We start from the raw sequence: 18,808 nt of genomic DNA on the forward strand, positions 1-18,808 counted from the left end.
AATTCACCCCTCGGTGGGGGGATCAGCCACGTTCGTCCAGGAAGGCCTCGACGATCTCATGAAAATCCCTGTCCCCTTCGAACCCCAGCCGACTGGCGCGCAGGTTTTCGAACCTGCCTGGCCAACTGGCCACGATGGCCGCGATACGCGCATCCGGTTCGTGCCGAACTCGCGCCAGGGCCTCGTCGCCGCCATACTCGCGCAGCACCTCGAGCATGCCGGCGACACTCACGGTAATGCCCGGCAGCATCAGACTGCGCGAGGCTCCGAAGGCATCCCCCGGCACTTCGGCACCGTGCAGCAGCGCCTCGACCACCTTGCGCGGCGACATCACGAACAGGGCCAGGTCTGTAGGCACCGGGCATATTGCCTCCTCGCCGTTGAGCGGTTCGCGCAGGATGCTCGAAGCGAAGCTAGAGGCCGCGGCGTTGGGACGCCCGGGGCGGATCACGATGGTCGGCAGACGCAGCACCCGGCCGTCGATCAGGCCACGGCGACTGTAATCGTTGATCAGCAGCTCGCTCATGGCCTTCTGGGTACCGTAGGAACTCTGGGGCGTCAGCCCGGTCATGTCGTCGAGCACGTCGGGGAGCTCGCCACCGTAGACCGCCACGGAACTGGCCATGATCAGGCGCGTTTCGAGGAGCTTGCGGAAGCGACACCCTTCCAGCAGGGCCCGGGTGGCGTCGAAGTTGACCGTCATGCCCAGGTCGAGATCCGCCTCGGCAGCCGAGCTGACCACCGCGGCGAGATGAAAGATGACATCCGGGCGCTCATCCAGCACCTCGTCCAAGGCTCCGGGCGAGGCGATATCGAGAGCACGGGAAACACTTTCGAAGGTAGCATCGACAGGCCCCTCGGCTTCCACCTGATCGATCAGCGTCAGGCGCGAGAGCGGTTTTCCTGACAGCTCACTACCTTCGGCGAGCCTTCTGACCAGGCGCTGGCCAAGGAAACCGGCGGCGCCGGTGACGAGAACGTGCATATCGGATCCCTTGTTGTCATTGTCTGTCTTGGCGTCGCGTGTCACTCGCGGGGAAAGCGCGCCTCGAGCTCGGCGACCTGTTCATCGGTCAGGCAGCGTGGGTTCTGTCCGCGCAGCAGCAGGAACAGCCTGGCGGTCTCCTCGAGCTCCTCGATGGCATAGACCGCCGCCTCCAAGGACTTGCCGGCGACCACCGGCCCGTGGTTGGCCAGTAATACCGCGCTGTGCTTGCCCGCCAGGTCCTTGACCGCATCGCCGAGGGTCGGGTCGCCGGGCACGTGATAGGGCACCAGCGGCAGCCGGCCGACGCGCATCACGTAATAGGCGGTCAGCGGCGGAATGCAGTCGCCGGGGTCGACCTCGGGCAGGCAGGAGACCGCCACCGAATGCGTCGAATGCAGGTGCACGATCGCCTCGGACTGGGGCCGCTCGCCGTACATCGCCATGTGCAGGAAGCTCTCCTTGGTCGGCGTATCGCCATCGGCTAGCCGCCCGTCGCCATCCAGGCGCGAGATCCGCGCCGGATCGAGACGTCCCAGGCAGGCGTTGGTGGGGGTCATCAGCCAGCCGCCGTCATCGAGGCGCACGCTGATGTTGCCGCTTGACCCCATGGTCAGGCCGCGGTCGAACAGCGACTTGCCGTAGACGCTGATCTGTTCGCGCAGTCGATTGATGTCCCCAACGCTCATGACGCTCTCTCTCCTGACGCTTCCGGAAGCGCATCGAAGGCACGCGAGAAGAAATCGACGGCCCCGAAGTTGCCCGACTTGAGTGCCAGGGACAACGGCGTCTCTCGCTCTTCGAGGAACGTCTGGGTCCAGGGCACGCCGGGGTCGATCTGTTCGCCGATGCGCAGTTCTCGAATTCCCAGGGCGGATACCACGGCCCCCGACGTTTCACCACCGGCAACCACCAGGCGCCCCACCCCTTCCAGCACCAGCGTCTGGGCCAGCCGGGCCAGGGCGCGCTCGACCAGTTCTCCGGCCCGCGCCGCGCCAAGCTGCTGCTGGGCAGCCTTGACCTTGTCCGGTGCCGCCGAGGCGTAGATCAGCACCGGCTCCGAGCCGTCACCGCCAGACAACCGTTCCCGGGCGAAGGCCAGCGCCTGCTCGAACTGGGCATCACTCTCGGCAAGCGCCAGCGGGTCGAGCGCAAAGCCGTCATGCCGTGCTAGAAAATGTTCCACCTGACTCAGGGTAGCTCGAGAGCAGCTTCCCGACAGCACCAGGGCGGCACCGTTCGCCGGGGCCAGGCGTCCGGCGTTCTCCACGGAGGCCAGCCAACCGAGACGCCGGTATTCGACTGGCAATGCCTGGCCCAGCCCCGATCCACCGGTGACCAGAGAAAAATTGGCTACGGCTCCGGCGATCACCTCGAGATCGTCCTCGTCGAGGGTGTCGCAGATCACATGGCGCATCCCCTGCCCCCGCAAGGCCTCGAGACGCGCCCGTGCCGCCTCGGCACCCTCGGCCAGGGTCGTTCGCGCCAGCAAGCCCACCGCATGCGGCGTCTGGCGCGAAAGCACCCGCACCAGGTCGGCGTCCGTCATCGGGTTCAGGGGATGGTGCTCCATGCCGCTGTCGTTGAGCAGCCGGTCGCCGACGAACAGATGGCCCTGATAGACCGTGCGACCGTTGACCGGAAAGGCCGGCACCATGACGGTCTGTTCACCCTCCAGACGTTCCAGCAAAGCATCCGCCACCGGGCCGATATTGCCGGCATCGGTGGAGTCGAAGGTGGAGCAGTACTTGAAGAAGATCTGCCGTGCGCCCCGTTCGAGCAGCCAGTCCAGCGCCGCAAGGGAGTCGTCGACCGCTTCGCGGGCGGGGCAGGAGCGCGACTTGAGCGCCACCACCACGGCATCGATGTCAGCGAGATCGAGCGTTGCCTGGGGCACGCCGATGACCTGCAGGGTGCGCATGCCGGCACGCACCAGGTTGTTGGCCAGGTCGGTAGCACCGGTGAAGTCGTCGGCGATGGCGCCGAGCACGATGCTCATGACCTCACCCCTGCCCGTCGCTGTCGTTGGCCGCCGGCAGGTCGAAAGCGGAAAGGCGCTGATACACCTTGATCACCGCCGAGTCGTCCTCGCGGCCCAGCCCGGCGCCGCTGGCCGCGGTGAACTGCTGCAGGGCGCTGGAGGCCACCGGCATCGACAACTGAAGCTCGCGTCCGGCCTGGTGCACGATATTCAGATCCTTGACAAAAATATCCACCGCCGACAAGGGGGTGTAGTCACCCTTGAGGATATGCGGCACGCGATTCTGGAACATCCAGGAGTTGCCTGCCGAATGGATGATGACCTCGTATAGCATGTCCGGGTCGAGTCCCATGCGCAGGCCCAGCGCCATGGCCTCGGCCGCGGCGGCGATGTGCACGCCGGCCAGGTGCTGATTGACCAGCTTGACGCTGGAGCCGGCCCCCGGCTCGGCGCCCAGGCGGTAGACCGTGGCCGCCATGGCGTCCAGCACCGCCTGGCCCTTGGCGTAGGCTGCCTCGCTACCCGAGGACATCACCGACAGCTCTCCACTGCGGGCCTTGGCAACGCCACCGCTGACCGGCGCATCGAGCATGAGCAGGTTCACCTGTGCCAGACGCTCGCCGAGTTCCTGAGCATAGCTTGGAGCCACCGTCGCGCACTGCAGGATCAGGCTCCCCGGTGCCATCACGCCGACCAGCCCCTGCTCGCCGAACAGCACCGCATCGACCTGTTCGGCATTGACGACCATCACCACCACCCGGTCGCATTCGGCGGCCAGCTCTGTCGGTGTCGCCACGCTGCGTCCGCCCCGGGAGGCAAACGTCTCCCGAGCCTGCGCCGAGATATCACAGCCGATGACCGCGAGCCCGGCGTCGAGCAGGGCGGTGGCGGTTCCGAGCCCCATGGCACCCAGGCCGATGACGCCGATGGACGATGCGGAATGATGGGACACTCGCTGACTCCCTGGTGACGATCATGAAACGTGATGTTAGCGCTACCATTATTTCTAGATTACCCTTCGAAGCGAAGCAAGACCGGGCAGGAAATACAGGACCAATGTCTAACAGCACCCCCAAGCGTCACCGCAAGCGTGTCATGCAACCCACCCTGGCCGATGTTGCCCGGGAAGCCGGGGTGTCGGCGATCACGGTATCGCGGGTGCTCAATTCACCGGACGCCGTACGGCCGGCGACACGGCGGCGGGTCGAAAGTGCCATCGACAAGGTGGGCTATGTGCGCAACCTGCTGGCGGGCAGCCTGGCCTCGGCGAGTTCTCGTGTGATCGCGGCGATCGTGCCGTCGCTCTCGAATGTCGTGTTCATCGAGGTGATCAACGGCCTGCAGAGCGAGTTCGAGCGCCACGGCTACCAGATCCTGCTGGGCAATACCGACTACGACCTCGAGCGCGAGTACCAACTCGTCCGGACCTTCCTGGGCTGGTCACCTTCGGCGCTGGTCATCACCGGGCTGCGCCACAGCGATGCCTGTCGGCGCATCCTTCGCCAGTGGGAGGGGCCGATTGCCGAGATCATGGAACTGGGCGAGGCCATCGACCTCAATATCGGACTCGACCACCGCGAGGCCGGGCGCTGCATGGCCCGCCACCTGGTACAGAAAGGCTATCGCCGTATCGCCTACGTGGCGTCACGGATCGCCCTGGATTATCGCGCCGGACTGCGCTACGACGGCCATCGTGAGGTGCTGCAGGACGCCGGCCTCGAAGCCCCCCTGCTCGACATGGATCAATTGAGCCAGTTCGAGACCGGCGCCCGGGCACTCGATGAAATAGTAGGTCTTCACCCGGATGCCGATGCGATTCACTTCGCCAACGACGATCTCGCCACCGGCGCCCTGCTGCACGCCAATCGCCAGGGCATCGGCATCCCCGAAAAGATCGCCATCGCCGGCTTCAACGGCCTACCGATCGGCCGGCACGTCACCCCGAGACTGACCACCGTCGTCTCGCCCCGGGAAGCCATCGGGCGCATGGCAGCCCGGCAGATCATTGCGCGCCTCGAGGGGGAGCCGGTGCCCCGTCGGAGCCACGATGTCGGCTTTATCCTGGAAGTCGGGGGAAGCACCTGACCCTCGCCAGGCGTTTCCCGAGCGCCCTTCACTCCCCGAAGTACTTCTCGTGCAACTCATCGTAGGTACCGTCTTCCTTGACCTTCTTCATCGCGGCGTTGAAGGCCCCGACCAGTTCCTTGTCGCGCTTGCGAAAGGCGGCGCCGATCCCCGGCCCGTAGATCGACTCGGGGCCGGTGACCAGTTCGCCCACCCGCGTAAACCGCTCGTTGCCGAGTAGCGTTTCCTGGGCCAGGGGAAAGGCGGTGAACACCAGGTCCAGGCGCTGGGCCTGCATGTCGTTGACCACGGCACCGGAATCCCCATAGCGGCGAATCTCGGCCTCGGGATAGAACTGGGTCACATATTCATCCTGGATGGTGCCCTGCTGCACGCCCACGGCCGCCCCTTCGAGATCGCCCCCTTCCGGAGCGAAGTCGCCCTCTGCCTGGCCCACCCACACCGAGGGCACCTGGAAGTAGGGCTCGGAAAACAGCACCTGCCGGGAGCGGTCCTCGGTGATGTTCATCGACGAGGCGATGAAGTCGTACTTGCGCGCCTGAAGACCGGGAATGATGCCGTCCCAGGCCTGCTCGACCCACTGGCACTCGCGCTGCATCCGTTCGCAGGCGGCCTCGACAAGCTCCACCTCGAAGCCGGTGATGGTGCCGTCGGGCAGTTTGTACTGGTAGGGCTCGTAGGGAATGTCCACGCCGATGCGCAGCGGGTCCTGCTGTGCCTGGGCGCCCGTTCCAATCAGCAGGGTGGTGGCCAATACGCTGGAAATGAGTGTCCTGTTCATCATCGTTGCCTCGTTTGTTGTTGTCCCACTGGTCGTCTTGCCGAGCCGCGAGTGTCAACCGCTGCCGGTCACGCTCGCGATGCCTCTCGTGCCGCCAGTTCCCCGAGGGTGATCGAGTGAACCGGCGGACGTATGTGGTAGTAGCCCACGGCGTCCGGCGTCCCGCCGAGACGCTGGGCCAGCAGTCGGGTGACGCTTTCGCCGCATTGGCGGCCCTGGCAGGGGCCCATGCCGCAGCGGGTAAATGCCTTGAGCTGGTTGGGACCCGCACCGCCCTGGGTGATGGCCAGATCGAGTTCGCCGCGGCTGACGCTCTCGCAGCGGCACACCAGCGTCTCCGCCGACTGGTCGTCGAGCCAACTCTCGGGCAGACGAAACAGGCGCTCGAGCAGGCACCGCGCCTCGAGATCGCGGCGACGTGCCGCGAGCAGTGCTTGTCCTTCCCGGCGTTGCTCGGCCGTTGTCCTTTGCTCGTTCTCGAGCAGGGACAGGGCCACCAGCCGGCCCTCGCGTTCGGCGTTGAGGGCGCCGCCGATGCCGCCGCCGTCGCCGGCGATCCATAGATTGGTGCCGGCCGCCAGGGTCGCGTCGCGCCGCGGCACGAAGCATTGCTGGCCCGCGTGCCAGACGTGCTCGAGTCCCAGACTGCGCGCCAGTTGAGGCTCAGGGGTCACGCCGAAGTGTGTCAGCAGCAGTTCGCTTGGCTGGGTGTGCCAGCGGCCCTTGTGGCGATAGCGCACCCGCTCGACGGCCGTATCGCCCTCGGCTTCCAGGGCAGTGATGCCCTGGCGGATGGGCACGCCTGCACGCTTGAGAGCACCGATCAGACGCGCTCCCTTGAGCAGATAGTCGCGCCCCAGCCAGGCGCGATGTACCTGGTGCAGCACCTCGCCATAACGCCTGGCCGGCGCGACATCCAGGATCAGCGCCGGCGGGCGGGCGGCACGCAGATACTGCCAGGCCAGCAGGTAGAGCAGCGGCCCGCTGCCGGCCAGCACCGGCGGTATCGAGGGCACCAGGGCACCCTGCTTGAGCAGGATCTGCGCGGCCCCGGCATTCATGACCCCGGGCAGCTGCCAGCCCCGGAACGGCCAGCCGCGCTCCATGGCGCCACCGGCGAGAATCAGCTGCCGAGCCTGCCAGCGCTGTGTCTGGCCTCGAGCCAGCACTCCCAGCGCCGTGCCCGAGGCGTCATTATCGGCCCACCACACGCGACTGCCGGGGCGATGGTCGATATCGGCCTGGAGAAAGGCGTCGAGCAGTTCACGACCGCGCCGGTAGTCCTTGCCCATCACGGCGTCGCTCGCCTGGGGCGCGTGCAACTGACGATAGATCTGCCCGCCCGGGGCGGCGTTCATGTCGAACACCGTCGGTCGATAGCCGGCATCGGCCAGCGTGACCGCGGCGGCCATGCCCGCCGGACCGGCGCCGACGATGGCGATATCGGCGTTGCGCGACTCAGCCATCATGGATGTCGCCTCCCTGGCGCTCGATGCGCATGCCCTCGGCCACCGGCTCCAGACAGCCCTGGCGATTGGCGCACCCGTCGATGGTGATCAGGCATTCCTGGCAGACGCCCATCATGCACAGCGGTGCCCGAGGTGTGCCGTCCACATGGCGGCGATAGCCTTGCCAACCGCGCAGCTGCAGGACGGCGGCGGCCACCGTCAGGGTCTCGGCAACGCGATGAGGCTCGCCGTCCAGCCAGACCTGGACGTGGCGCGTCGGCGTGGCGGCGGTGTCAAGACGCTGAAACATGCAGGCGTGCCCCCGAGAAGTGTGGAAAGCTCTGTTCGAGGCGGTCGTCGCGGATCGCCTCCGCCAGCCCCTCGGCGTGAAATGCCGCCAGGGTGATGCCGCTATGGCAATTGAGGTTGTAGGCGCCGGGGTGCGTGGTGGAGGTTTCGTAGAGCGGATGGCCGTCCGGCGTCATCACCCGCAGCGCGCCCCAGCTGCGCACCAGACGCGCCGCCTCGAGATCCGGATAGATGCGCACCGCCTTCTCCGCCAGGGACTGCATCATGGCCAGGGTCACGCCCTTGTCGAGCCCTGCGTCCTCGTGGGTATCGCCGATCAGGTAGCCGCCGCTGGCGGTCTGGCGAATCTGCGGCGTGGGCAGGCGCCCGCCGGGCGGGCGCCGCTCAGTAACCAGCACCTGGCCGCGCACCGGACGCACCGCCGCGGTGAGCCCCAGCCCCGAGGCGAGTTGCCGTGCACCGAGCCCCGCCGCAAGGATCACCCGTTCGGCCGTGAATTGACCCTGGGGCGTGGTGGCGCGAAAGCCGCCTGCAGTCGCCTCGAGTCGTTCCACGGGTGTGGCGGGACGGGTTTCGACGCCCAAGGCGCGGCTGGCGGCATACAGGGCGCGCAGCAGATAGAGCGGATTGCACTGGCCGTCGTGGGGCGACCAGGTGCCTCCCGGGATCGTCTCGCCCAGTCCCGGCAGGCAAGACGTTAGTGCTTCGCGATCGAGATACTCCCAGCGGAAGTTCGCGGCCATATAGCGCGAGGCATTCTGTAGTTCGGCGTAGTCCGCCTGGCGAGAGCGCGCTTCTTCGGCGTCCAGGCACAGATCGACACCGCCGCGCTGCTCATATTCGAGCTCGATGCCGGTACGTTCGGTCAACTCCCCGGCGAAATCGGCCCAGGCCTTGGCGGATTCGAGGCTCAGCTCGGCGTAGCGCGGCATGCCCACGCCCTTGCCCTGCACCCAGACCAGACCGGCATTGCCTCGTGAGGCGCGCAGGGCATCGTCGCTTTCGTCGAGCACGGTCACGCCCTGGCCGGCGCGCGCCAGCCCGTAGGCCACCGCCATGCCCACCACGCCACCACCGACGATGAGGAAGTCGCGCTGCTTCATTGCCAGGCTCGTTGCAAAGGTCGTCACTCGACGATAGGCGCGCCAGGCTATACGATCCAATACCAATACCTGGCCAAGCCATATCCTTTCGTTATGTCCAAGCCTTACCTCAGCGACCGCCAGATCGTCGCGTTCAAGCACGTCATGGAGTGCGGCACGGTCTCCGGTGCGGCCCAGCGCATGCTGACCGCCCAGCCCGGCGTCACGCGGCTGCTCAAGCAGCTCGAGCACGACGTCGGCTTTGCACTCTTCGAGCGCCGGCGCGGACGGCTGGTGCCGACGCCGGAGGCGCGGCTCTTCTACCGGGAAGTGGTCCGGGTCTGGACCGGCAACGAGCACCTGCGCGATACCGCGCGACGCATCCGCGAGCGCGAGATCGGCGGGCTGCGCATCAGCGCCATGCCCCTGCTGGGCCTGGTGTTCATTCCCGATATTCTGGCGGACTTCGTGCCGACGCATCCCGACGCCCGTGTCGAACTCTCCACCTATCGCTCCGAGCAGGTAGTGGAAGAGGTGATGACCCAGCGTTGCGACCTGGGCTTCGCCATCCTCGCCGAGAACGACGATCGCGTGGACCAGGAAGTCTTTCGGCTGGAGAGCCTCTGCGCCCTGCCCGAGGGCCATGCCCTCGAAGCCAGGGAAACCGTCGCCCCGGAGGATCTCGCCGGCGAACGGCTGATCTGTTTCGAGCGGCACGATCCGCTGCGCCAGGCCCTGGATCACCTGCTCGAGCGGGAGGGCATACGCCCGCGCCAGCGCCTGGAGGTCTCCCTGGCCCTGCAGGCGATTCGACTGGTGCATCATGGCCTGGGGGTGGCGATTCTCGATCCCATCAGCGCCCGGGCCTTCGGCAGCGGCGGCGTGACGCTGCGTCCCTTCGCCCCCACCCTAGGCGAGGACTTCGCCCTGCTGACCCCGAGGGACCGGCCGGCCTCGCGGTTGGCGCAAGATTTCATCGCCCTGTTTCGGCGGCATCATGGCAAGTTGAGCATGATCGACGGCAATCGATGACACCCTCTCGAACGCCGCCTTCTTGAAGCAGCCACCTTGAAGACATGCCCGGCGGTGAAGCCAGCACCTTATTGGTCATGCTGCAAACTAGCCGTATACTATGTAAATCCTAGCCGTACTGGAGGTGCACCATGCCAGCCGAGACCGTCAAGCTGACCATCCGCCTGCCGCGCCAGGACGTGGAGTTCGCCAAGGCCTATGCCAAGGCCCATGACCTGAGCGTGACCGAGGTGATCGATCGCTATCTCCGGCGCATGCGTGCCTTGGGAAACGGCGTGCCATCACCCGAGCTGGACTTCATCACCGGCCTGGTGCCAGCCGACGTGGATGCCGAGGCCGAATACCGTAAATACCAGCAAGAGAAGCATGGATGATCCTGCTGGATACCAACGTGGTGCTGGACGTCATCCAGCGGCGTGAACCGCACTACCAGGCATCGGCTGCAGTGATGGATCGGATCATTCGCAACAAGATCACTGGCGCGTTATCTGCCCACGCCATCACGACCGTCTACTTTATCATCGCCCGCCACCAGAACCGGGACGTCGCGGCTCAGGCTATCCAATGGCTATTGAAGCATTTCACGGTGGCCTCGGTGGGAAGACCGGAGTTGCTGCGTGCCCAGGCGCTGGGGTGGCCGGACTTCGAGGATGCGGTCGTGGCGGCTGCAGCGGAATCTTCGGGTTGCGATACCATCCTGTCGCGTAACGTGCGTGATTTTAACGGCTCGCCCATACCTGCCGTAACACCTGAAGAGTATTTGCTTGGCCTCGAAGAGAAGTGATGCCTTGGCGAGGTGCCAACGCCGCTGCGCCAATCATGTGACGAGGCGCCGCGTCATGATCGTCACCTCCTCGCCGCGATAGACGAGTGCCTCGTGCGTCTCCCAGCCCAGCCGCCGATAGAGCGCCTGTCGATCCGGGGTGAAGAGATACAGCCGCTCGATTCCCGCCTGTCGAGCTTCATGCTCGACGCGCCGCACCAGATGTGAAGCGACACCCTTGCCACGCCATTCCGGCAAGACGAACACCGAGGCCAGCCAGGGCGTGAGCTCGCGACGCACCTCCATGTCGTCTTCCACCAGGCTCGCGGTGCCGACCGGGCGTCCCTCTTCAAGGGCGAGGAACACCGAGGGCACGCCTCGGGTCCCGCAAATCCCACGCAGTTCCTCCTGCCAGGCGCGAAACGAGGTCTCGGGGTACAGCCGGCCCCACTGTTCATGCTGCCACCGGGCAACGCGCGACAGGTGGGGCGAGTCAGCAAGGAGTCGGCGCAGTTCCGGAAGGTCAGCCATCTTTCCCTCTTTCTTCGAACGCGCGGGCCACCGCGACGAGAGCGCAGCGGCTTACTTCAAGGCGATGGGCAAGCATCTAAACATGGCAATATTCATTCGCTCCTCTCTTGATATTCAATATTTTGGTAAATCTAAAATATTACAAAAACCATAAAAACAAGTCATATGAACCCCTCCCTGTTCACGCTAGAATCGTCTCGTTTTTTTAATACCATTCAACTTCGCTAAATAACCAGACACGCGATTCGTTAAATCAGCATTGACCTATATAAGAACAGGTCGGCCACGATTCGAACAGACGTCAGCGGACAAGCAGGGTAAGTGTAATGACAAGCCGACTGATGATGGTAGTTGGCACGCGTCCGGAAGCCATCAAGATGGCGCCCCTGGCCCATGCACTCAATCGCAGCACGGAGTTTTCGCTGCATCTGTGCGCCACCGGCCAGCACCGCGGCATGCTGGACCAGGTGCTTGAACTCTTCGCGCTCGAGGCGGACTCCAACCTCGCCGTGATGACCGAGAATCAGACGCTGAACGGCCTGCAGGCGCGGTTGATGACCGGCCTGGATCGTGTCTATCAGGACGTCGAGCCGGAGCTGGTGCTGGTTCACGGCGACACGGCAACCTGCTTTGCCGCCACCCTGGCCGCCTTCCACCGCCGCATCCCGGTGGCCCACGTCGAGGCGGGGCTGAGAACGAACAATATCCTTTCCCCCTGGCCGGAAGAGGCCTATCGCCAGATGACGGCGGTGCTGGCAACCCTGCATTTCGCGCCCACCGCCAGCGCCCGGGACAATCTGCTGCGCGGTGGTGCCGCCGCCGACGCCATCCGGGTCACGGGCAATACCGTCATCGACGCCCTGCTGTGGATGCGCCGACGCCTCAAGAGCGAGCGCTGGTCGCCTGCTCCCGACTCGCCCCTGGCCACCTTGCGCGACGACTCGCGCGTCGTGCTGATCACCGGCCATCGCCGCGAGAATTTCGGCCAGGGCTTCGAGAGCATCTGCCAGGCGATCAAGCAGTTGGCGCAACGCTATCCCGATGTCGACTTCGTCTATCCGGTGCACCTCAACCCGGCCGTCAACGGCGTGGTTCGCCCTCTGCTGGGAGGGCTGCCCAACGTGATACTGACCGCCCCGCTGGACTACCCGCACTTCGTGTGGCTGATGGACCGGGCCTCGCTGATCCTGACCGACTCGGGCGGCGTCCAGGAAGAGGCCCCCGCGCTCGGCAAGCCGGTGCTGGTGTTGCGCAACGAGACCGAGCGCGTCGATGCCCAGGCCGCCGGAACGGTACGCCTGGTCGGCAGCCGGACATCACGCATCGTGGAAGAGACCGAGCGCCTGCTGGACTCCCCCGTCGACTACCAGAAAATGGCCTCGGTGAAGAACCCCTACGGGGACGGGCACGCCTGCGAACGCATCCTGGAGCGCCTGACCACGTATTTTGCCTCTGTTCCCGATAGCGTGAGCTGCTGATGCCCTACTGGTTGATCGATGGTGTCATTTACTGTCTCTATGCCCTGAAATGGATGGCGCTGTTCCTGGCCTCGGCCATGTTCCTGCTGGGGCTGGACGATCTTTTCATCGATATCGTGTACTGGGGGCGACGGCTGAAGCGCGCTTCGGGAATCTATCGGCGCAACGAACGCGCCGACGAGGAACGGCTCTTCGAGAAGCCCGAGCAGCCCCTGGCGATCATGGTGCCGGCCTGGCAGGAGGTGGGCGTCGTCGGCGAGATGGCCCGGCTGCTGGCCTCCACGGTAGATTACGAGAACTATCAGATGTTCGTGGGGACCTACCCCAACGACCCCGAGACCCAGGCCGAGGTCGATGCGGTCTGCCAGCAATACCGCAACGTCCACAAGGTGGTGTGCACTCGCCCCGGACCCACCAGCAAGGCCGACTGCCTGAACAACGTCATCAATGCCATCCTGAGCTTCGAGGAGGCGGCGGGCATCGAGTTCGCGGGACTGATCCTGCACGATGCCGAGGATGTCATCTCCCCCATGGAGCTGCGCCTGTTCAACTACCTGCTGCCGCGCAAGGACTTCATCCAGATTCCCGTCTACCCGTTTCCCCCGGGGCGATGGGATTTCACCGCCGGCCACTACCTGGACGAGTTTGCCGAGTACCACAGCAAGGATGTCGTGGTGCGCGAAGCGCTGACGGGCCAGGTTCCCAGTGCCGGCGTCGGCACCTGCTTCAGTCGGCGGGCCATCCTGACCCTGCTGAGAGAGGGTGATGGCATCGCCTTCGACATCCAGAGTCTGACCGAGGACTACGACATCGGCTACCGGCTCAAGGAGCACGGCCTGGAAGGCATCTTCGTGCGCTATACCGTCCGCGACCCCAAGCTGAGCCCCTTCCGGGAGAAGCGCCTCGGCGTCACGCCCCAGGTCGGCGGGGTCATCTGCGTCCGCGAGCATTTCCCCTTGAAGTTCAAGGCCGTCGTCCGACAGAAGGCCCGCTGGATCACCGGCATCGTCTTCCAGGGGACCCAGCACCTGGGATGGAGTCGCCACTGGAAAACCAACTACTTCCTCTGGCGCGACCGCCGCGGCATCATCGCCTACCCCATCGCCTTGCTGGTCAACCTGCTGCTCATCGTCATGATCGGCCTGTGGCTGACGACACTGCTCTTGCCCGATGCCTGGCGCTTTCACTCGATACTGGAAGGCCCCTTGCTGCACTGGCTGCTGGTGCTCAATGGGCTCCTGCTGGCCAACCGGCTGTTCCAGCGCCTGTTCTTCGTCACGGTCTTCTATGGCGTCGTCCAGGGGCTGCTCTCCATACCCCGGATGATGTGGAGCAACGCCATCAACTTCGTCGCCAACCTGCGTGCCCTGAAGCTGTTCACGAGCCAGCGCCACAGTCGGCAGCTGACCTGGGAGAAGACCACCCACGACTTCCCGAGCATCGACGACCCTCGGCGGCGCCCCATCGGCGAACGCCTGGTCGAAAGGGGGATCATTTCTTCCGAGGTGCTCGATCGCGTGCTGCTGGAGCCCCGGCAACGCCGGCTGGGACGCGAACTGCTGAACCGCAACCTGATCGACAGCGAGCAGTTGGCCGAGGTCCTGGCCGAGCAGGCGGGACTGGAATGGAGCCCTCTGAACCCCTTTGCCCTCCCGCCCGAGGTGATCGAGAAACTCCCCAGGCGGCTTGCCCTGCGCTACTCCGCACTGCCCATGGAAGAGCAGGGCGACACCCTGGTACTGGCCTGCGAGAACGCCATCAGCCCCGTCTCTCTAGGCGCCATCAGCCGCCAGCTGAAGCGGCCGGTCATCGCCCGGATCGTGCCTCAGGGACGAGTGACGCTGGGCCTGCGCTACTGGTACCTGACTCCCGCCCAGGCCGCCGATACCCACCGGTTGAAAGAGTGCCTGGCAAGGCACCCCCAGCCCCGCGCCCTGCTCGAGAGCTTCTGCCGCCACCAGTTGCTGCTGGGCGACATGATCCTCGAGCGCGGCTGGGTGCCGCCCACGCTGATGACCCAGGCGCTGATGGATTTCGACCCGACCCGGGAATCCCTGGGCAACCATCTGCTGGCGCGACGCATGCTCACCAGCGAGGCGCTCGAACAGGCCCTGCTCGAGCAGCGTCGCGAACAGCAGCGTGCCATGGCGCTTCTGGAAGAGGCACCGGCATGAGACGGTGGTGGCCATTGCTGATCCTGGCGTTCCTGGCGGCGCCATCTCCGGCCGAGGACCAGACCTTGAGCGACTTCAAGCGGTTCCAGAGCTACCCGTATCTGGACCGCGGCTACCGCAAGGCCCAACAAGGAGATTGGCCGGCCGTGGAATCGCTGATGCGGCATCTGCTGAAGAACGTGCCTGCCAATCAGGATGCGCGGCAACTGCTGATCCAGTCGCTGATCCGGCAGGAGCAGTTCGCGGCAGCCCAGGAGGAGATCGAACGGCTCGACGGGGTGGGCTCCAACGAGCTGCGCCAGCAGTATCGTCTGGACTGGATCGCCGCCGATCCGACCATCGGCACCCGTGTCGAGGAGTGGTTGGGTGACGTCGAGGGCGCTCGACGAGCCGCCCTGTGGACGGCCTACAGTCAACGCCTCGCCGAACGAGAAGGCAAGGCGGCGGCGCTCGACTGGCTGCTGGGCATATCGCCCGAGGGGGATGACGCTGCCTTGCGGCGCCGGCGGGCGGTTCTCGCCGAGGCGCTCGGCCGTTGGGGAGTTGTCGCCCGACAGTTGGCTCCCTTGCGGGACGACCGCCAGCTGAGCGCCCAGGACTGGCAGCGCCTGGCTCTCGCCCAGGTGCAGCGCGACGACAGCGCGGCACTCGATGAGCTGCTTCGGGAGCCACCGAGCCCAGGCGCCGCCAGGGATGTCCTGGAAGCCGCCAGCCAGCGGGCCATCGCTCTCGACGCCCCCGAGCGGGCCAAGCAGCGGCTGCTGCAGATGGAAGCCATCGCGCCACTGGATGAAGACCAGCAGCAGCAGTTGCTGGAACTGGCCCGCCGGACCGACGATCTCGAGCGCGTCGTCGCGCTGAGCGAACGGCAAGGCGTTTCGTGCCTGGCAGTGGTGGAATGGCTTTCAACCCGAGAGGCGGGGCTCGCCCGGGAACGACTGGCACACTGCGCCGTCGAGGAAGACCCCCGCGCCTGGCTGGTCCTGGCCCAACGTCTCGAGGCCACCGAATTGATAGCCGCCACAGCGATGCCGGACGACTGGCAGAAGGCGCGTCGCGAACTGCTGGTCACCCTATGGCAGCGCCAGGGACACCCTCGACGAGCGCTGGAGTGGCTGGCCAGGCAGCCGCAATCGGCCCAGGTCCTGCGCCAACGAGCTCGGCTGCTGCAGGCCATGAACGAACGACCGGCCGCCGCCAAGGCCTGGACGACCCTCTACGAGCGAACCAACGACCTCGCGGCCCTGGATCAGGCCAGCTATCTGCTGGGGGAAACCGGCCAGGACGAGCGAGCCAGGCAACTGCTCGAGACGGCCTTCGACCGTCGCCAGGGGCGACTGCCCCCCGATCTGGCGCACCGCCTGGCGGGTCTCTACAGCCGGTCCGACACCCCGCTCTCGCCGGCACGCATCGAGAGGCTGCTGCCGCGGCTCGCTGGCGACGCACGGAATCAACTGCTGCTGCATCAGGCCTACGCAGGCGACTGCGAGATCGTGAAGGATCAGGCCGAAGAGGGCCCCGAGACGGCAGCGCTCTGGCATGCGCAAGGAGTCTGCGCGATGCCGGACCGCCCCGGCCAGGCCGCCTACTTCTACCGCCGGGCGCTCGATCGGGGCGATACCGGCAGCCGCAAGCCCCTCGCCTATGCGCTGCAGGCAGCCGGCGACCCCGAGGCGGCCTATCGCCTCTGGCAGACGGTCCCCGCCGATACCATGGACGAGGCCGACCGCCTGGCAGCGATACGCAGCGCCCTGGCCACCGGGCATCTCGAGGCCGCGACGCGACGATGGCAGGCGGCTCCGGCTCGAACCGCCGAAACGTGGCAACTGGGCGCGGACATCGCCCTGGCTCGCAACGAGACATCGCTTGCCTTGCAACGCCAGCGTCGAGCTCTCGACCTCGACCCGAGTGCAGCGCGCTACTATCGTGCCGCCCGCACCGCACGCACGGCCGGGGAAACGGCGCTCGCTCGCGACTGGATCGCCCGGGCCGCCCGGGAAGCCCCCGACGATCCTCGCTACCGGCTCGATTACGCCTATACCCTGGCGGCCAGCGAATCCCCCGAAGCGCGACGACGCGCCATTCCCCTGCTGGAACGCAGCACCGAGGCCTACCCGGAGGATTATCGCCTTGCCGAGACCCTGGCTCAGCGCTATGTCGAGGTAGGCGACAACGAGGCGGCGAAGCGCCAGCTGCGGCGTGCCATCGACCTGGAGCGCGAACCGCTGGCGAGCGCCGACGAGACGCCGGACGCACTGCTCGAGCGCCGCTATCGCCAACGGCGCCAGCACGAATTCCTGAGTCGCCGGGACAGCGTCACGCTCTCCAGCGTCTGGTCTCCCGCCACGCCGGATGCGGCGATTCGCGGCACCAGCGACGGCCAGAACACCCAGGCAATCGAATGGGAACACGCCCTGGGCGAACAGCCCATCAACAACGGTCGCCAGCTCGCGGTCTATGGGCGCGCCTTCCTGAACAGCGACGACGACAGCCGTTATGGCCAATCCCTGGCGGGTGGGATCGGTTTGCGCGCCAAGCCCTTCTCGCGCCTCAACCTCAACCTGTACGGGGAGGTCTATGCGGAGAGCCTCGGCTACGAAGGAGCGACCCTGGGCGAGCTACTCACGCCCTGGCACATCCCGACCAATGGCGACGATGGCGACGAGGAGGATGTGGATTTCCTACTGCGCGCCTCGGCCTCGTTCTTCGATCAGGACGAGTACCGCAACGACTGGCGACCCACCAAGAGTTCCTGGAACGAGCGTTCCCTGTACCTGGGCGCCGCCTGGTGGACCCGGGACGGCGAGCATCAGGCCCTCGCCCGCTACCGCCAGGGGCGTGCCTTCAAGTTGCCCCTGGAGGGCGCCCAGACCCTCATGCCCTATGCCATGCTCCAGGCCACCAGCCTGGAGACCGACGACTTCCGGGAAGACGTGCGCGCCGGCCTGGGCCTGCGCTGGCAGTACTGGTTCGACGCGGATCGCTACAACGCCTATCGCAAGCGGGTCACCCTGCGCTTCGAATATCAACAGGCGCTGGGCGGATCGCTCTACGACAAGAACGATGGCTGGCTGGCGGGCATCGAGGTCAACCTGTGATGCGACGCGGGATGCTGGCTATCGCCTTGTGGCTGGGCGCATTGACGGCCCAGGCGGATGGGACGCTGTTCTATCAACCCCAGGAGGCGGACACCGCCCTGGACCAGGAGCAATGGCAGGAAGTGTGGCAACGCAGCCGAGATCAGGGCGTGCGCACCCTGATCGTGCAGTGGACCCGGGTCGGCGAACAGGACTTCGGCGGCTCCGGCGGCTGGCTGGCCGCGGCGCTGCACGCCGCCCAGGACCAGGGGCTCGAGCTGATCCTGGGGCTGGACCACGCCCCGGATTACTATCAGGTGCTTCCCGATACCCAGCGCTTTGACACCTACTGGCGCCGGCAGCTCAGCCTCTCGCTGGCACAGCGTCGACGGCTGCTGAACGAGTGGCAACTCGATCCGACGGCCTGGTACCTGCCGCTGGAACTCGACGACTGGCTGTTTCGCGAAAAGGGTACCCGACAGGAACTGCATCGGCAGCTGAGCGGCTTCGTCGCGCGCCTCGACCGGCCATTGCACCTGAGCGCCTTCAGCGGCGGCTTCCTCGCGCCGAGCGTCTTCGCCGACTGGCTGGCCTCCCTGGAGGCCCTCGGATTGAAGGTCTGGTGGCAGGACGGTCGCGGCACCAGAGCCCTGCCCGCCGCCGTCCGGCAGGCCTACGAGGACGCCCTGGATTGCCGCATCGGCATCGTCCATGAAGCCTTTCGCCAGACCAGCGCCGAGGATGCGCCCTTCAAGGCCGACCCCGCGCCGCCGCAGGTGACGTCGACTTGTCACCCCCGCGCCGTGTTCTCCCTGCGCTACCGCCCCTGGGCAAGGGAGTTCTTCGAGGGTTGAGGTACCGAGCCTCGGACCCGAACACCTCCAGCCTGGCATCTAAGCCCTTAAAAACCCCTCGAAACACTCGCTTATCGAAAGTTACTCATTGAACCCGACCCTATAAGATCATTTACGCATATAGCATGCTTCTAACCATTCTATTACGTAGGGAACCAATGAAACTGAAGCGGTCCCCAGATTTCGGCCCCGGCGTTAAGCTCTGATCATCCCGCCAGGAGAATCGAT

17 protein-coding genes are annotated in these 18,808 nt (G+C 66.0%); 8 read left to right on the forward strand and 9 right to left on the reverse strand.

The window, feature by feature from the left end:
- Positions 1 to 22: 22 nt before the first annotated feature.
- From denD to ltnD, 4 genes are read right to left on the reverse strand one after another with little or no spacing between them, the layout of a single operon-like run.
- Positions 23 to 985, reverse strand: coding sequence for a D-erythronate dehydrogenase (gene denD / locus BUA41_RS16625; protein ID WP_072824922.1), 963 nt, complete (start codon positions 983 to 985; stop codon positions 23 to 25).
- A gap of 41 nt (positions 986 to 1,026) precedes the next feature.
- On the reverse strand, positions 1,027 to 1,674 hold the full coding sequence (otnC, locus tag BUA41_RS16630; protein WP_072824924.1) for a 3-oxo-tetronate 4-phosphate decarboxylase: 648 nt from the start codon (positions 1,672 to 1,674) through the stop codon (positions 1,027 to 1,029).
- The gene (gene otnK / locus BUA41_RS16635) at positions 1,671 to 2,984 is read right to left on the reverse strand and encodes a 3-oxo-tetronate kinase (RefSeq protein ID WP_072824926.1); all 1,314 of its coding nucleotides are present in this window, start codon (positions 2,982 to 2,984) and stop codon (positions 1,671 to 1,673) included. Before otnK ends, otnC begins: the two co-directional genes overlap by 4 nt.
- Positions 2,985 to 2,988: 4 nt before the next feature.
- On the reverse strand, positions 2,989 to 3,918 hold the full coding sequence (gene ltnD, locus BUA41_RS16640; protein WP_072824928.1) for an L-threonate dehydrogenase: 930 nt from the start codon (positions 3,916 to 3,918) through the stop codon (positions 2,989 to 2,991).
- 104 nt (positions 3,919 to 4,022) lie between these two features.
- Between ltnD and BUA41_RS16645 the strand changes: the two genes are divergently transcribed.
- Positions 4,023 to 5,051, forward strand: coding sequence for a LacI family DNA-binding transcriptional regulator (locus BUA41_RS16645; RefSeq protein WP_072824930.1), 1,029 nt, complete (start codon positions 4,023 to 4,025; stop codon positions 5,049 to 5,051).
- A gap of 28 nt (positions 5,052 to 5,079) precedes the next feature.
- Here BUA41_RS16645 and BUA41_RS16650 read toward each other — a convergent pair whose 3' ends face one another.
- From BUA41_RS16650 to BUA41_RS16665, 4 genes are all read right to left on the reverse strand, one after another.
- Positions 5,080 to 5,835 (reverse strand): transporter substrate-binding domain-containing protein, encoded by a 756-nt coding sequence (locus tag BUA41_RS16650; protein WP_245791946.1) that lies wholly within the window; start codon positions 5,833 to 5,835, stop codon positions 5,080 to 5,082.
- A 65-nt stretch (positions 5,836 to 5,900) separates the two neighbouring features.
- Positions 5,901 to 7,301 carry an FAD/NAD(P)-dependent oxidoreductase gene (locus BUA41_RS16655; RefSeq protein WP_084671775.1) on the reverse strand — a complete coding sequence of 467 codons (1,401 nt, stop codon included), beginning with the start codon at positions 7,299 to 7,301 and terminating at the stop codon, positions 5,901 to 5,903.
- Positions 7,291 to 7,590, reverse strand: coding sequence for a (2Fe-2S)-binding protein (locus BUA41_RS16660; RefSeq protein WP_072824932.1), 300 nt, complete (start codon positions 7,588 to 7,590; stop codon positions 7,291 to 7,293). The genes BUA41_RS16655 and BUA41_RS16660 overlap by 11 nt, the downstream gene beginning before the upstream one ends.
- Positions 7,574 to 8,692, reverse strand: a complete 1,119-nt coding sequence (locus BUA41_RS16665) for an NAD(P)/FAD-dependent oxidoreductase (RefSeq protein WP_072824934.1) — start codon at positions 8,690 to 8,692, stop codon at positions 7,574 to 7,576. The genes BUA41_RS16660 and BUA41_RS16665 overlap by 17 nt, the downstream gene beginning before the upstream one ends.
- Positions 8,693 to 8,785: 93 nt before the next feature.
- On the opposite strand from BUA41_RS16665, the gene BUA41_RS16670 reads away from it, so the two are divergent.
- The 3 genes from BUA41_RS16670 to BUA41_RS16680 all read left to right on the forward strand — a co-directional run bounded on the left by BUA41_RS16670 (position 8,786) and on the right by BUA41_RS16680 (position 10,487).
- Positions 8,786 to 9,703, forward strand: coding sequence for a LysR family transcriptional regulator (locus BUA41_RS16670; RefSeq protein WP_072824936.1), 918 nt, complete (start codon positions 8,786 to 8,788; stop codon positions 9,701 to 9,703).
- 131 nt (positions 9,704 to 9,834) lie between these two features.
- Positions 9,835 to 10,077 carry a DUF6364 family protein gene (locus BUA41_RS16675; RefSeq protein WP_072824938.1) on the forward strand — a complete coding sequence of 81 codons (243 nt, stop codon included), beginning with the start codon at positions 9,835 to 9,837 and terminating at the stop codon, positions 10,075 to 10,077.
- The gene (locus tag BUA41_RS16680) at positions 10,074 to 10,487 is read left to right on the forward strand and encodes a PIN domain-containing protein (protein ID WP_072824940.1); all 414 of its coding nucleotides are present in this window, start codon (positions 10,074 to 10,076) and stop codon (positions 10,485 to 10,487) included. Before BUA41_RS16675 ends, BUA41_RS16680 begins: the two co-directional genes overlap by 4 nt.
- A gap of 33 nt (positions 10,488 to 10,520) precedes the next feature.
- Here the strand turns inward: BUA41_RS16680 and BUA41_RS16685 are convergent, their stop codons facing one another.
- A complete protein-coding gene (locus BUA41_RS16685) occupies positions 10,521 to 10,997 on the reverse strand; it encodes a GNAT family N-acetyltransferase (protein ID WP_072824942.1) in 477 nt (158 codons plus the stop codon).
- Between the two features lie 326 nt (positions 10,998 to 11,323).
- On the opposite strand from BUA41_RS16685, the gene wecB reads away from it, so the two are divergent.
- From wecB to BUA41_RS16705, 4 genes are read left to right on the forward strand one after another with little or no spacing between them, the layout of a single operon-like run.
- Positions 11,324 to 12,475 carry a non-hydrolyzing UDP-N-acetylglucosamine 2-epimerase gene (wecB, locus tag BUA41_RS16690; protein WP_072824945.1) on the forward strand — a complete coding sequence of 384 codons (1,152 nt, stop codon included), beginning with the start codon at positions 11,324 to 11,326 and terminating at the stop codon, positions 12,473 to 12,475.
- Positions 12,475 to 14,649, forward strand: coding sequence for a glycosyl transferase family protein (locus BUA41_RS16695; RefSeq protein WP_072824947.1), 2,175 nt, complete (start codon positions 12,475 to 12,477; stop codon positions 14,647 to 14,649). Before wecB ends, BUA41_RS16695 begins: the two co-directional genes overlap by 1 nt.
- On the forward strand, positions 14,646 to 17,747 hold the full coding sequence (locus BUA41_RS16700) for an NfrA family protein (RefSeq protein WP_072824949.1): 3,102 nt from the start codon (positions 14,646 to 14,648) through the stop codon (positions 17,745 to 17,747). The genes BUA41_RS16695 and BUA41_RS16700 overlap by 4 nt, the downstream gene beginning before the upstream one ends.
- Entirely contained in the window at positions 17,747 to 18,580 is an 834-nt protein-coding gene (locus BUA41_RS16705; protein ID WP_072824951.1) for a DUF4434 domain-containing protein, read from the forward strand. Before BUA41_RS16700 ends, BUA41_RS16705 begins: the two co-directional genes overlap by 1 nt.
- Positions 18,581 to 18,808: the final 228 nt, after the last annotated feature.

Source organism: Modicisalibacter ilicicola DSM 19980, assembly GCF_900128925.1.
In the GTDB taxonomy this organism is placed as follows: domain Bacteria; phylum Pseudomonadota; class Gammaproteobacteria; order Pseudomonadales; family Halomonadaceae; genus Modicisalibacter; species Modicisalibacter ilicicola.